This window comes from Candidatus Pelagibacter communis (assembly GCF_001179845.1).
GTDB lineage: Bacteria > Pseudomonadota > Alphaproteobacteria > Pelagibacterales > Pelagibacteraceae > Pelagibacter > Pelagibacter ubique_Q.
Genome location: NZ_CVSB01000027.1, coordinates 1 through 14,705, shown reverse-complemented (window position 1 = coordinate 14,705; position 14,705 = coordinate 1). Strand labels below are relative to the sequence as shown.

The 14,705-nt window shown below is 29.3% G+C and carries 17 protein-coding genes; 4 read left to right on the top strand and 13 right to left on the bottom strand.

Going from position 1 to position 14,705, the window contains the following annotated elements; all coding sequences use genetic code 11:
* The coding region (locus AMN81_RS02065) for a DinB/UmuC family translesion DNA polymerase (RefSeq protein WP_143312056.1) at nucleotides 1-708 on the top strand (708 nt) is incomplete at its 5' end.
* 50 nt (nucleotides 709-758) lie between these two features.
* Here AMN81_RS02065 and AMN81_RS02060 read toward each other — a convergent pair.
* Genes AMN81_RS02060 through AMN81_RS02050 form a run of 3 tightly spaced genes read right to left on the bottom strand, consistent with a single transcriptional unit; the run spans nucleotide 759 to nucleotide 3,998 of the window.
* The gene (locus tag AMN81_RS02060; protein ID WP_072090484.1) at nucleotides 759-1,541 is read right to left on the bottom strand and encodes a polysaccharide lyase; all 783 of its coding nucleotides are present in this window, start codon (nucleotides 1,539-1,541) and stop codon (nucleotides 759-761) included.
* The gene (locus AMN81_RS02055; RefSeq protein WP_072090483.1) at nucleotides 1,542-2,687 is read right to left on the bottom strand and encodes a hypothetical protein; all 1,146 of its coding nucleotides are present in this window, start codon (nucleotides 2,685-2,687) and stop codon (nucleotides 1,542-1,544) included.
* Nucleotides 2,688-3,998, bottom strand: a complete 1,311-nt coding sequence (locus AMN81_RS02050) for a hypothetical protein (protein WP_143312055.1) — start codon at nucleotides 3,996-3,998, stop codon at nucleotides 2,688-2,690.
* 162 nt (nucleotides 3,999-4,160) lie between these two features.
* On the opposite strand from AMN81_RS02050, the gene AMN81_RS02045 reads away from it, so the two are divergent.
* Entirely contained in the window at nucleotides 4,161-4,382 is a 222-nt protein-coding gene (locus AMN81_RS02045) for a hypothetical protein (protein ID WP_072090481.1), read from the top strand.
* A gap of 67 nt (nucleotides 4,383-4,449) precedes the next feature.
* A complete protein-coding gene (locus AMN81_RS02040) occupies nucleotides 4,450-4,968 on the top strand; it encodes a phosphoribosyltransferase (RefSeq protein ID WP_072090480.1) in 519 nt (172 codons plus the stop codon).
* A 1-nt stretch (nucleotide 4,969) separates the two neighbouring features.
* Here AMN81_RS02040 and AMN81_RS02035 read toward each other — a convergent pair whose 3' ends face one another.
* From AMN81_RS02035 to AMN81_RS02015, 5 genes are all read right to left on the bottom strand, one after another.
* Entirely contained in the window at nucleotides 4,970-6,004 is a 1,035-nt protein-coding gene (locus AMN81_RS02035; protein WP_023854918.1) for a GMP reductase, read from the bottom strand.
* Between the two features lie 68 nt (nucleotides 6,005-6,072).
* Entirely contained in the window at nucleotides 6,073-7,224 is a 1,152-nt protein-coding gene (locus AMN81_RS02030; RefSeq protein ID WP_072090479.1) for a DUF1501 domain-containing protein, read from the bottom strand.
* Nucleotides 7,221-8,657, bottom strand: coding sequence for a DUF1800 family protein (locus tag AMN81_RS02025; RefSeq protein WP_072090478.1), 1,437 nt, complete (start codon nucleotides 8,655-8,657; stop codon nucleotides 7,221-7,223). Before AMN81_RS02025 ends, AMN81_RS02030 begins: the two co-directional genes overlap by 4 nt.
* Nucleotides 8,658-8,660: 3 nt before the next feature.
* Nucleotides 8,661-9,530 carry a glycosyltransferase gene (locus AMN81_RS02020; RefSeq protein ID WP_072090477.1) on the bottom strand — a complete coding sequence of 290 codons (870 nt, stop codon included), beginning with the start codon at nucleotides 9,528-9,530 and terminating at the stop codon, nucleotides 8,661-8,663.
* Complete coding sequence (locus tag AMN81_RS02015; protein ID WP_072090476.1) at nucleotides 9,531-10,853, bottom strand: glycosyltransferase family 39 protein; 1,323 nt, start codon at nucleotides 10,851-10,853, stop codon at nucleotides 9,531-9,533.
* 78 nt (nucleotides 10,854-10,931) lie between these two features.
* Between AMN81_RS02015 and AMN81_RS02010 the strand changes: the two genes are divergently transcribed.
* On the top strand, nucleotides 10,932-11,447 hold the full coding sequence (locus AMN81_RS02010; RefSeq protein WP_072090475.1) for a TraR/DksA family transcriptional regulator: 516 nt from the start codon (nucleotides 10,932-10,934) through the stop codon (nucleotides 11,445-11,447).
* Between the two features lie 8 nt (nucleotides 11,448-11,455).
* Here AMN81_RS02010 and AMN81_RS02005 read toward each other — a convergent pair whose 3' ends face one another.
* From AMN81_RS02005 to AMN81_RS01985, 5 genes are all read right to left on the bottom strand, one after another.
* A complete protein-coding gene (locus AMN81_RS02005) occupies nucleotides 11,456-11,902 on the bottom strand; it encodes an MOSC domain-containing protein (RefSeq protein WP_072090474.1) in 447 nt (148 codons plus the stop codon).
* A 51-nt stretch (nucleotides 11,903-11,953) separates the two neighbouring features.
* Nucleotides 11,954-12,580 carry a glutathione S-transferase family protein gene (locus tag AMN81_RS02000; protein WP_072090473.1) on the bottom strand — a complete coding sequence of 209 codons (627 nt, stop codon included), beginning with the start codon at nucleotides 12,578-12,580 and terminating at the stop codon, nucleotides 11,954-11,956.
* Nucleotides 12,577-13,593, bottom strand: a complete 1,017-nt coding sequence (locus AMN81_RS01995) for an NAD(P)/FAD-dependent oxidoreductase (protein WP_072090472.1) — start codon at nucleotides 13,591-13,593, stop codon at nucleotides 12,577-12,579. Before AMN81_RS01995 ends, AMN81_RS02000 begins: the two co-directional genes overlap by 4 nt.
* Nucleotides 13,594-13,914, bottom strand: coding sequence for a 2Fe-2S iron-sulfur cluster-binding protein (locus AMN81_RS01990; RefSeq protein WP_072090471.1), 321 nt, complete (start codon nucleotides 13,912-13,914; stop codon nucleotides 13,594-13,596).
* Nucleotides 13,915-13,975: 61 nt separating this feature from the next.
* Nucleotides 13,976-14,705 (bottom strand): fatty acid desaturase (locus tag AMN81_RS01985; RefSeq protein WP_218836704.1); only part of this gene is annotated, 730 nt, incomplete at its 5' end.

The window sequence follows — 14,705 nt, the reverse complement described above, 5'->3', positions numbered from 1 at the left end:
GTTGGTAGACAACTTACAAAATTTTATCAAAAGCATGGAATTTATAATGCTAAGCAATTAAAAAATAAATCTAATACCTGGATCAAAAAATCTTCTAATGTTTTAAGCTCTAGAACTGCAATGGAGCTTAGAGGAATTTCTTGTATTGGATTAGAAACAACTGCTACTAAAAGAAAAAGTTGTGTTGTTTCAAGATCATTTGGAAAAAGAATTGAAACATTTCAGGAATTAAAAGAAGCAGTTGCTAACTATTGTTTAAATGCCTCTGAAAAAATTAGATCAGAGTCGTTAGTTGCAAAAGCAATTACAGTTTTTGTTAGAACCAGCCCTTTCCAAAGAAACGTTGGTTATTACTCAAATGCAAAGACAGTTGATTTTCCAATTGCAACAAACAACAGTATTGAAACCGTTAAGACAGCAGTTTCAATATTAGAAAGTATTTTTAAAAATGGTTACCGTTATCAAAAAGCAGGTGTGATGCTAACAGGATTGTCGAATGCTAGTGATAAAACAAATTTATTTACTTCTGAAAAAGATGAAAAAATAAATAGTTTAATGCGATCAATTGATAATACTAATCATCGATATGGAAGATCTACTTTAAGTGTCGCTAGTGCTGGGGTTCATAAAAAATGGAACATGAGAAGGCAATATTCTTCTAAAATTGATACAGCTGACTTCTATAGTTTGCCAACTATTAGAGGTTGATTTATCTGGTTTTTTAAATAAAAAAACTGCGGTTGCTGCTAAAAATTTTTTTATTTCAAATTCTTAATAACATCTTCTTTTTTCTTACTTGCTCTTACTTCGTCAAAATATACTACTTGTATGGGTATGTCTTTCTTATGTATCTGCTTATAAATACTCACTTTAGATCTATAAATTCCAAATTTAAAATATGTTTTAACGCCTTTAGATTTTGTTGCACCTTTAAAATCAAGAACTAATTTATTATTTGCCCATAATTTAAAATAACCATCGTCTTTGTGTGACCAATTAACATTTACCAAAATATCATTCCATTTTCCTAACAACTCTTCTTTAGATAAAATTTGAGTGCTTCCTACAGTATATCCTGGAACATAGTTTTCGATCCAATATCCACCACGTTTATTTTTAAACATCCAAATTACATGTTTTTTTTCTTGGTGAAACTGACCAAGTATAACTGATACAGGATCAACATTTTTAAAATCTTCAGGCATATAAATTGACCAAGCATACCATCTATCTCCTTTGCTAACTCTAAGCCTTGCACTCAACTCATGTCTTTCACGATTTTTTTTACAATCATTCCAGTTACCATCTGTATCTTTACCACAATCACCAGCTCTTAATTCAAACCTTATAGATTTTTCACCCGCACGTACTGGATGGCCATCTGATTTATTAACCACTTCCATTCCATACTTTTTATAATATTTTCCAGTTAAACTTTTTTTGAATTTGCTTCCTGAGACTACATCTTTTGGTAAACTTAATCCAAATACACTGCTGCACCATAGAGAGCAAAAAATTACTAATCCTAGAAATATTTTCATTTAACCTTTAATTGCCGAATGAATAATCTTCTTCCAATTATAATTTCTATAAAGTGAATTAACGACAATTATTCTTTTATTATCTAAATCTATCAAAATTTGCTGACCCGCAAATCCACTCAATCCTATAATTTTTCTTTTTTTATCAATCCCAAAAATATCAAAGTGAAATTGACCACCATATGTTTTTGTATAAAGACCCACATCAGTTGCATGCTTTGTGTTATCTTTCTTTTTAATTCTATTTTTATAAATCGTTTTTAAATACTTGCCTGCACATGTATCATTGTGCCAATCTTCCATCATTGTTTTTGCAATTCTTAAATAATCATATCTATTTGCATAAAAAGAATATCTTGCAGAATTAAATTTTGTTCTAGCGTACTTTCTATTAGATTTTTGAAATTGAACACTATTTTTAACTTTAACATGTTCATTGAATACTTTATGTAATAATTTGTCCCAATCATCACCTGCTTTGAATTTTACATAGTTCATAATTACATTGGTAGTTAGAGCGCTATAGTTATAAATTAATTTACTTTTTTCTGTACCTTTTAGATATTTATTCATTACTTTCTCTAGACCAATAACATTTACATTTTCTTCTGGCTTTCCACCCTTGATCCTATTGTCTGAACCAACGTTTCTTCTTTCACCAACCCATTTTTGGTCCCCACCTTTCATATTTAGAAGATCAAGCAGTATTGAATTTTCATAAAGAGTATCTTTAATTAATGGCCAATCATTTAATTTTACATTTACGTTATTAATGTAGCCTTCACAAATTGCGTGCCCTGTTACATAAGACACTAAACTTTTACCCATTGAGTGTGAAGGTAACAAACCATCAATTATGTAATCTCCGCTGCTAATTTTTTTAGGAATATCAGACACATCAATAACAATTTTATCGTTCTCAAATAATAAATAACTAATTATTCCTGTATTTTTATTATTTTTAAATTCTTTTAGAACGTCTTTATCTTCTCTTAAATTTGATTGAAATTTGAAATGATTTTCTGAACCTTTAATTACCCATCCACTATATTCTATTAGAGGATAATCCCAGGTATTTTTATTTTTATTTGCAAAAGCAGAAGTTGAAAATATTAATATAAAAATAACTGTTAAGATTTTTTTCATTTAACCTTTTCCTTTTTTAAATGGATCGTACAGTAGTTTTTTGTGATTATATTTATATTTTTCATTATTATAATGGAGTGAATTAACAACCAATATTCTTGAATTTTCTACATCAATTAAAATCATATTCCCGCCATAGCCGCCCATACCAAATATAATTTTGTCTTTTAATCCTGGAAAATCCATATGAAATTGACCCCCGTATGATTTTGTACGATTAAATAAGGGCTCTTCTTTTTCTTTGCTTCCTTTTGGTATTCTTCTTTTATAAATTTCTTTTAAATATTTTCCAACACAAGTATCATTCTGATAATCATCCAGTATAGCTTTTGCTATTCTAAGATAGTCAAATCTCGTTGCCATTATGTTAGGATGTCCATTTCCCCAATTTTCATTTAAACTAGTGTAGCCATAACGAATGCTATTTTTGATCTTTATTTTATCGTTGAAAACTCTGCTATAAAATTTGTCATAATCTTCACCAATTTTAAATTTCATATAGTTTAAAATTAACTGAGTGACAAATCCATTGTAATTGTATCTCTCCTTAGATTTTTTTGTATTTTCGTTGTTAAAGTAAGAGCGCATGGTTTGTTCAATATCTCTATCTTCATATGCACCTAATTTACTGGTACCATCTTCAAATTCATCGATATATTTTTGATCACCAGTATTCATATTTAAAAAATTAATTAATTTTTGATCATGATAAAGAGAATCTTTTATTATAGGCCAGTCATTTACTCTAGCATCAACTCCATCAATATAACCCTCACATATTGCGTGACCTACTAAATAAGAAGTTACTGACTTACCCATTGACATTGAATAAAATTTTGTTTCATTATTCAAAAACTCTCCCAGTCTTTCTTTAGGAGAAAGTTCATCAATTAATACTTCACCATCTTGATAATATAAATAACTAAGGATACCTTTGGTTTTCATTTGCTTTTTTACAGTTTTCGTTTGCTTTTTTATAAATTCATCCTCAATTAAGTTAAATTTAAAATCGTAGGAACTATTTGTCGGTTTAAACTCTTTTAAATGTTGACTTCTATCTCTATATGAATATTTCCATAAATAATAAATCAGCGTATCTCTGTTTGGGTTTGAATGATAGGCAATATTAGTAGCTGAAAATGCTTTATTTTTTATTTTGATATTTAGATTGTGAGATCCTTGCTCATTTAAATATTGATGATGTCCGTTTTCAGAAAGCCACTTACTAAAAAACCAATTTAATCTCTCAGCAAATACATTGCTTGAAGTTAATAAGCTTAAAATAATGATTAGTAATATTTTTTTCATCATGTGCATTTCTTTTAAAAGTTAACTTTTTTGTTGTCCCTTTTTTTAAAAGTCAGCACAACCAGACTTTGTTATAAAATAACATTATTAAATACATGCTAACATTCAACTAATTTATTAAAGAATTAAGCTTGATTTAATTAACCTTTTTAATAAAAAGAGATTATGCAAAATCAAGAAATAGTTAAAATAATTGAAAACCTTAAAGGGCGAAAAAATTATGAGGAAAAAAGAGCCTCTAAATTGGGTTTTGCCTCCCTTTATGATTACTTTGAAGACAAAATTTCAAAAAAACAAAAAGCTCTTGAAGATGATCAAAAAAAATTAGAAACATCACAAGATGAAGAACAACCAAAAGCTACTAAAAAAAGCTGTGGTTGTTGTTAAATTTTTTTTAGTTAAACATTGGAATATTTTGAGATAAGTGATTTAATCAATTTTCGTTTAAAAAATTATGAAAGATATTTATATAACTTGGAATGATTATCATAAGAAGATAGAGCAATTAGCAAAAAAAGTTCATGAGGATAATTTAAAATTTAATCAAATTATTTGTATTGCAAAAGGCGGATTAAGAGTTGGAGATGTTTTTAGCAGACTTTTTAATGTCCCTTTAGCTATCTTATCTGTTGAATCTTATCATGGTGATAGTGATGATATTAAAAATCAACAAGGACAATTTACTTTTTCAAGAGATTTAGCAAAAACTACTCCAAACTTAGGTTCACATGTTTTATTGGTTGACGATTTAGCAGACTCTGGGAAAACTTTAATCAAAAGTATTAAATGGTTAGAGCATTTTTATGGATTTTATTTAGATGAAAAAATTAAAACAGCAGTTATATGGCACAAATCAACTTCAAAATTTAAACCTGATTACTCTGTAGATTATTTAAAAGACTCTCCTTGGATACATATGCCTTTTGAGAAATATGAAACTACAAATATAAAAAATTTTAAGTTTGAAAAATAAATTATTTAATTAAACTGTCATTAAACTGATTGGATACTCTAACGAAAGTTGTACATTTACTTAATTGTTTAAGTGAAGGTGCGCCAACATAAGTACAACTACTTCTTACACCACCAAGAATATTCAAAATAGTATCGTTTATTTTACCTCTGTATTTTACTCTTACTTTTCTTCCCTCACTACTTCGATAATCTGAAAGTCCACCATAGTGTTTTTTATTAGCAACTTCAGAACTAGATCCATAAAACTCTATATATTTTTCTCCATTAACTTTAACAATTTTACCATTTCCCTCATCATGTCCTGCTAACATACCTCCAAGCATCACAAAGTCTGCACCACCTCCAAAACCTTTAGCAACATCACCTGGACAAGTGCATCCACCGTCTGCTATCACGTGCGCACCAAGTCCATGTGCTGCATCTGCACATTCAATTACTGCACTCAATTGTGGATAACCTACTCCTGTTTGAATTCTAGTTGTACAAACACTTCCAGGTCCTATGCCAACTTTAACAATGTCTGCTCCACTTAGAACTAATTCTTGTGTCATATCTGCAGTAACAACGTTTCCTGCGATGATAGTTTTTGTTGGATATTTATCTCTCACTGATTTGATAAAATTAGTGAAATGTTCTGTGTACCCATTTGCAACATCAATACAAATAAATTTAAAAAAACTAAATTCTTTTAATACTTTATCTAAATTTTGAAAATCTTCTTTTTTTATACCAACGCTAAGTGCAATATTAGGAAAGATTTTTTTAATATTTTTATTTTGTTTAAGTTTCTTTACATCATGTTGTTTTGTTAATGATGTAATCATTCCATATTCATTTAATTTTTCAGCAACACCTAATTCACCAACACCATCCATGTTTGCTGCCATAATAGGAATGCCTGACCATTCATTTTTACTGTATTTAAACCTATAGGTTCTAAGAAGATTTACGTCTTTACGACTTTTTAGTGTACTTCTCTTAGGTCTAAACAGTACATCTGAATAATCTAGCTTTAGCTCTTCTTCAATTCTCATCGACAGAAATGCTATATTTTAAAAAATACTATTTCAATTCAAATTATAGGCTGTGGATAAGTTTTTTATTAAACTTTAAAAAGTTTATCAGATAAATTTGGTAAATTCTCTCCCCAGAAAACTTCTTTAGTAATCTTTTTAAAATCTACATCAAACACTGTAGACATAGCAGAAGCATAAATTGCTCTTGAATCTATTGTGGAATTTAAATCTCTTCCTTCAAATAATTCTTTTTTCTTTAATCCTGGCCAATCTGTATGAACTTGTGATTTTTTAACTAGACCACCTGCCATTAAAATAGCTGAGCCATAACCATGCTCTGTTCCATTACTACTATTCTGCTTTATTGTTCTTCCAAACTCTGTAAGTGTTAAAACCAAAGTATTACTAAATGCCTCTTCAGACATTGATGATTTAAGAGATCTGACAATATTATCATAATCTGATAAACAATCTGCATGAGCACCATCAGTTGCCCCTTGAGCTGCATGGGTATCGAAACCATCCACTTCAAAAACTGCAACTTTTGGCCCATCAGGTTTTGATAACTCTGTACCAGCACTTGAAGCTAAAATCCAAGCATCATCTCTTGATCTATTATTAAAATCTCTATTTAAAATGATTTCTAAATTTTCACTTAATAACTTTTCATCGTGCTCCTTGTATGCTTGTTTTATTAATTCTAAAGTTGCAGGATATGGTAAACTACGCCCTACAGGAAAATAATTATTGTTTCTTGGAACACCTCTAATCAATAAAGGCATTGGTAGAGCTAAAGCTAACCCTTGACCTGTTAACCCAGCTGCTTTCATTCCTCTTCCAAGCCAACCTGTTTTTTCTTGATAAGGAATTTTTCCACCTGACTCCATTAAGTTTTGGCCATCAAAATGTGATCTGCCGGTATAAGGGATATTTGTTGCATGTACTGCAGCACTTAAATTTTGATCCCAAAGACTTTTAAATGTTTTTAATGCTGGATGTAAATCAAAATCTGATGTTAATTTTAAAGTTCTATCAAGATTAATTTTGCTTCTTAATTTTTCAAAATTTTTATCCCCTTTGACTGGAATTGCACATAAGCCATCCATACCTCCGCGCAACATAATTATCACTAGATTTTTTTTTGGTCCTGAATTTGCATGGCTCGCAGCTCCAAAACCAGCAAAATATAATGACGTTAAAGCTGTAGTTTTTAAAAAATCTCGTCTTGATATCTTCATGCTTTTAAAAACTCCGGGTGGTTAAAAAGTAGAGTGTGTTTTTCAACAGCTCTATTTTTTTGGTTTATATATTTCATTATTTTACTTGGATTATCAAAATTTTTTTCAACAATACTCTCATAATATGCGGCATTTTTATTATTTTCCATTTTAGAAAAATTATAACTTGCTTTTGCGTATACAAGTCTTCTAATTAATAATTCTGGTGAAATCCAGTCATCAGAATGGTCTGACCAACCATTTGGTTGTTTTGCTCTGTAAGGATGGTGACCAATATTTTGTAAAATCCATTCAGGTTCTCGCTGAGAGTCAAACGGTTTCTGACCAAGCTCGTATTTATCCATTAGTTCTGGTGATGGGGGCCAATTTAAATCAGCAATTTTTGCAACTTGTATTAACCAATTTTCAGGCGTTTGAAATTTTTTATATTTATCGTTGTACTCAAATGCCACCTTTATTGCTGCTTTGTGTATTTCTGGTAAATGTCCATCAGATTTTTTGAAAGCATCTATAATAGGTTGTTTCATATCTTTTGTAGGCTGATCTGTAATTAAATATCTACAAAGTCTTTCAGCAACAAAGTCTCTGCAATTAGGATGATTTACCAGATCTTTGATCACAGCTGCTAAAGCTTTTTTTCCTCTTTTATATTCTTTTCCTAAAACAGTTTTTTTTCCTCTTTGATGATACTCTGAATTGAACCAGACATTACCAGTTTCTAAATTTCGTTTACTCCATCTATGTTGCCAACCTGTCATAATATAAGCTAATTGAATAACATCTTCTTGAGTGTATCCAGCTTTCGGTGAAACTGTATGTAATTCTAAGAGCTCTCTGCCGTGGTTCTCATTAATTGTTGCGGGTTCTTTTTTTCTGCGCCTCCATTCTTCACTAGCTGTAACACTTTTCGGTCCTGCACTTTCGCTATTATCTAGATGATGGATCATTGCCCATGACGTTGTGACATCATAAACCATTTTTTCAAATGATTGATTTAAATTTGGCCAAATAATTTCCCTTTGATATGCGCCTGTTGAATAATTTGCTAAAAAATCTTTTTCGCTAATTGCAAAAAAATTCCCCCAAAACATCCAGAGTTTTGCTAACACAGGGTGTTTACTATTTATACCTTCATTGTGTCTGATTGATATTTCTAGCGACTCCCAAAATTTTTGACCAGTCTTGTGTCTTAAAATATCTTTGTGTGTTTTATAAAGAGTTTTGTTATCTTTATATTTTTTTCGTAAAACTTCTCTATCACCATAAACCCAATCTCTATAATGTTTTCTAAGTTCTTTTTCAGAGTATATTTTTCCTTTCCACGAAAAATCTGGAATTTCATCGACTTGATTTTGTGCCCAATTTAATGGATCTGATGGAACTTCATCGTTAGGGCTAATACCAAATGCAACTTTTCTAAAGAAGTTTTTCATAAATTATTTTATTTTATCAATATCATGAATATTTGTTAAGGAATTATTAAATTCTTCAATATTTTCTCTTAAAGCTAAACTAGAAATTGAATAAATCATTATCAATAACAAAACTAATGGTAATGAGGTAATTACTGAAGCGTAGCTTTTGATTAGTAAAATATAAAAAATAATAAACAAAGCTGATCGAATAAGTACAGTTTTTCTAAATACACTAATTATTGAGAGTGAATGTTTTAACAAATTAAAGAAACTCATATGAGATGGACCGAAATATCTTTTGCCTCTAGTAGAAGGAATTGAAATTAATTCTTTTTCAATCTTTTTTAAAGATCCAGAAAAACTATTCCAGGTAGCTTTTTCATCTAAAAGTTTCTTTACAGTTGATTTTGATAAACAAGTAAAGTTCCCAAATTTAATTGATTGTCCGGTAAATGCTAAAGTTAAGAGTTTGTGAAATTGATAACATAATTGAAAAACTAAACCTTCAGATCGCTTAACTCTTTCACCAATAATTGGTCTTTCGCCTGATTGCTTTGAAAGTTGAATAAAATTTTTAATTTCTTCAGGTCTATCCTCTCCATCACCATCCATTGGAATTACAAAATCAAATTCTTTTTTTTCAAAGATATATTTTAAACCAGATGCAATACATCTTGCATGGCCTCTATTTTCTTTCATACTTATTATTTCAAAAGAGCTAATGTTTTCAATATTTGGATAAGTATCAACTATCTGTTGAGAAGAAGCATCATTTATAACAACTATTGATATCTCATGATTTAAATCTTTTATTTCAGAATTGATATTTTCTATCAGTTTTTTTAAAGACTCTCTGTCGTTATAAATTGGAATTAAAATTACGTATTTCATCTATCTTGAACCTACACAGACACTATCAAGACACATGTAGTCTTTCAATTGATCAAGCTTTTCTCTTTCAACAGGACCTTCCCATACAGGTCTTGACTTAAGATGATATGATAAATTTCCTGCATTCCATTCATTTCCATAAACTACATTAATTTCTGATTTAAATTGCTGGTCCCATGCGTATTGAGTTTTAATAGCAATTTCTTTACCAGGATAATCGGTCCTTTTGTCATTATTTGATATTGATACATAAGCATACAGTATAGGTGACAAAAAAAATAAAAAAATAAATCCAATCATAAATGATTTTAGCTTTTTAATATTAATTTGAGTTTGAAACAAATAGACAAATAAAGTTCCAAAAAATAAATAAAAAGGTGTCATCCACATTGTTCGTATTTTAGATCCTGTAGTAACTGATGTTAAAAAAATTAATATAATCGGCAAAATATTAATCACCAGCAAAAAAAGCAATTTTTTATCTTTAAAATTGAAATCAAATTTAGTTTTTTTCACTAATAACCAAAATAAAAATAAGAATGGAATTAGTAATCCAACCTGTTTTAACAAAAAAATTACTGGAAATTTTATATGGTCTAAAAAACTAGATTGTTCTAATCCAGTTCTAGCTAATCCATAGGTAATAGTAATAAAATCATTGTTATATAGCCATATAAAATGTGGAACTAAAACAACTAAAAAAACTTCAATAGTAATAAGATATTTAAAATCAAATTTTCTATCTTTTTTAAAAAATAACAAGTAGATAAACAGCAGTTTTATTGATGCTAGAAGATAAATAAATAAATATTTAGATAAAAATCCAAAAGCTGCAAATAACCCAACTAATAAACAATCAGTAAATTTAATTTCTTTACTATCATAAATTTTCCAAGAAAAATAGACAGTTAGTGTCCAGAAGGGTAACTGGCAAACGTTTACATTAAATTCTGGGGTTGTAAAATTATAAAAAAAAATTCCCTCAATTAATAAAACGGAAATTAAACTTTTTATATCATTATTAAAAAATTCTTTTGAAAATTTAAACACATAATAGAAAGAAATAATTGTAAAAATTTGACTAAGCAAATAGTAAGCCCAGTCCTGTGGACCAAAAATCTGAAAAAAAACTTCCGGAAAAAAAGCAACCATTGGTGGATGTTTAACAAAACCCCAATCTAAATTACTTCCCCATGCCAAATGTTCGATAGTATCCAATGGTAAATTGTGATTTGTAATTGATGGAATCAACGTCCAAAAAATTAGGTGAGCTGTAGCAAAAATATAAAAAACATTATCAATATTTTTGTTATTAATGGTCATTTATAAATATTTATATCAATTAAGCTTGCTTGACACCCCTAATTTGCTGAATATACTGCGAGCGATTAAAATTACGTAATGCCAAAGACTGCTAAAGCAAAGAAAAAAGTATCAAAACCAAAAACTAAAGTTGTAAGTAAGGCAAAATCAGCTGCAGCTAAAGCTGCGCCCAAAGGTCCTGTAAAAATTTCAAAAACTTATGTTCCAAAAGATACTGAAAAATATATGTGTGAAAAACATAAAATATATTTCAGAATGAGACTGACTGAATGGAAAAAGGAATTAATCAAAGCTAATAATGAAGCTCTTTATAATGGTAGTATGGATGACAATAATATTTCTGCAGATATAGTTGATCAAGCAAACTCCTATATTGATAGCAATGTAGAAATGAAAGCAATTAATAGACAGATTAAACTAATATCTGAAATTGATAAGGCATTACGAAGAATTAGAGAAGATACTTATGGATATTGTTTAGATACAGCAGAACCAATAGGATTAAAAAGATTAATGGCTAGACCGGTAGCAAAATATACTATTGCAGCTCAAGAAAAGCATGAAAAAAATGAAAAAGTTCATGCTGATGATTGATTTTTAAATTAATCTAAAACTTTTATTTTATCACCTATTTTAATACTAGAAGAAGACAGCACTTGGCATCTTAAACCACCTCGTCTTAAAAATTCTTTTAAAATGTTATCTTGTCCAAGAACTTCTGTTAAATGTCTACATGGTCGACATAAATCAATACCTTCAACTTTTACATTACCAACTAAAATCTTTTTACCAACTAAATCATTCAATTGAATTCCTTTAGTGACTATATTTCGTCTAAAGTCTATGTACGGAATATTTAGTCCATATTTGATATTGTAATAATCAATATTTTCGGACTCGATTAAAGATAATTGGTTATATGGATCATTAAATTCTTTAAAATGTCTATCTCCAATTACCCCTTGATTTGCCAAAACATCAATTGAGTTTACTTCATTAATTTGTTGGTTGTTATTACTTGAAATACCTAATTTATAAACCTCAGCCATATTTAAATTAGGTTAATTTAAATTAAATATTAAAACAAGTAAACAAAGGGATTAAAGAATTGGAATCTTTGAACCATTTTTAAAAATATCATAACCTTTTATAACCGCATTACGACTTGATATTTCTTGATACCATCTAGATAAATTTTTATAATTTTTTAATCCAATATCATGCCATTCGTGTCTTGCCATCCATGGCCACGTTGCAATATCTGCAATTGTATAATCTGAACCTGCAAGAAATTTAGATTTTTTTAATCTTGTATCTAATTCTCCATAAATTCTTTTGGTAATTTTAAAGTATCTTTCTTCCCCAAATTCACTTTTTCCTGGATTGTAATGATGAAACTGGTGATGTTGACCAATCATTGGACCTACAGTTCCCATTTGAGCCATTAACCATTGATTAATAACCAGTCTATCTTTTTCATTATAAAATTTTCCACTTTTCTCACCTAGATACATCAAGATTGCACCAGACTCGAATATGCTTTTATTGTTCTCATGATCAATGATGACAGGAATTTTTCCAAATGGACTAATTTTTAAATACTCTGGTTTAAATTGTTCATCTTTACCTAAGTCTACTTTAGTTAACTTGTACTCATAACCAATTTCTTCAAGCATAATACTTATTTTCCATCCATTTGGAGTATTAGCAGAAAAAAGCTCTATCATTTTTTAATTCCAAGTCTTTCTTGTGCAGCTTTAGAAGTTGTTGTGAATTCAAATCTTAATTTTTCATCTGGTTTAGCATATTTAAAACAACCTCTTGCTGCCAATGCACCTTCGTGAAACCCTGAAAGAATTAATTTTAATTTTCCTGGATAAGTACAAATATCTCCAATTGCAAATATACCACTTACATTAGTTTCAAAATTTTCAGTATTAACTTCAATAGTTTTTTTATTTATATTTAAACCCCAATCTAAAATAGGACCAAGTTGCATAATCAAACCAAAAAAACCTAATACATAATCAGATTTAATTTCTTTAATTTCTCCTTTATCATGTTTTATTTTAACAGTTTCAATTTGTTTATCTCCACTTAAGGAGTCCATTTGATACTTTGTATATAAATTTAATTTTCCTTGTTCATTAAGATCTTTTACTTTTTGAACACTGGATTCTGCTCCACTAAATCCATCTCTTCTATGAATTAAATTTACTTTAGATGTATTTGATAATTCAATAGCCCAATCTAAAGCGGAATCACCCCCTCCAAAAATTGAAATAGTTTTGTCTTTAAAAATTGATTTGTCTTTTATTGAATAAAATAAAGAATTACCCTCAAATATTTCACATTCTTTTACTGAAAATTTTCTAGGCTCAAAAGAACCAACACCACCAGCTATTACAATTGCTGCAACATCAAACTCTACTCCACCCGAAGTTTTAACATGCCATCGACTTTCATTTTTTTTAAGTCGTTCTACTCTTTCGTTTAAATGAAATTTAACATTGAAAGGTTTGATTTGTTTTAGAAGATTATTGGTTAGCTCTTCCCCAGTGCACTCTGGTACAGCTGGAATGTCATAAATGGGTTTATCAGGATAAAGCTCTATGCATTGACCACCAGCTTTATCCAAATTGTCGACTATCTCACAACTTAATCCTATAATTCCAAGTTGATGAGCACAAAATAAACCTGTTGGCCCTGCTCCAATAATTAATACATCTGTTTTATTCATTTAACCTTGCTTTGATGGAATATTAACTTCTAAACCATCCAACTCATCTGAAACAATCAACTGACAACTAAGTCTACTATTATTTTTTGGTTCAAAAGCCATATCAAGCATATCTTCCTCACCATCCTCTTTTGCTGGAAGCTTATCTAACCATTCTTCTTTGACATAAACGTGGCAGGTAGCACACGCCATTCCACCTCCACAATCTGCATCAATTCCTGGAATATCATTCTGCACTGCACCTTCCATTACAGTTAAACCGTTTTGAACATCGATTGTGTGAGTTTTATTATCATGTGTGTGGTAAGTAATTTTTGTCATGCGTTATATATAGTTTCTTATCTAAATAGGACAAGTAAGTAAAATCATACTTAGTATATTTTTAAATATTTTGAGGTTCGGGTAGTTCTTTTTTTATAAAATAGCTTGTATCCTCTTTTTGTCTAATTAAAGCTGGAATAATTTCTTTATAAGCATCTATTAATCCATCATTTGGTTTTGGTAATTGATCTTTAATATGATGATGCAATTTGTCCAAGTTATATGATGGAACTGTTGGGAACATATGATGAGTTAAATGATATTCCATTTTCCAATATAAAAAACTTAGTATTGGATTTAAATACATCTCGCGTGATGTAACTCTATGATCTTTAATATTTCTAGCTAAACCTGCGTGCTGAGTAAATGCAACAAGTTTATGTAAAGTTTTTCCATAAAATTGTGGTAACACAAAAAATAATAAAGGCATCCAAGATGATACTAGTATAGACCACAAAATAATTGAAAGCCAAATAGAAACATAAATTCTTGATATAAAAATTGCTTTTGATTGAGCATTTTCTGGAATGCTATCTTGCATTACTTTTGTTTTTATTCCTAAGGCATGTTGAATAATTTCGAAAGAAATATGTTTTTTAAAAAATATTAAATCTAAAAATGGAATAATATTTATAATTAATCTTTTTGGTGTCTCTTTTAAATCATTTCCATATTCAATTTCATGATCAAAAGGATTTTCTGTTGAATAAGTATTACCGTGATGAACAAAATGGGTGTATCTCCATCTGGTTGGTTCAAAGTTAGCCATGTAAGAGGAGATATAATAAAAA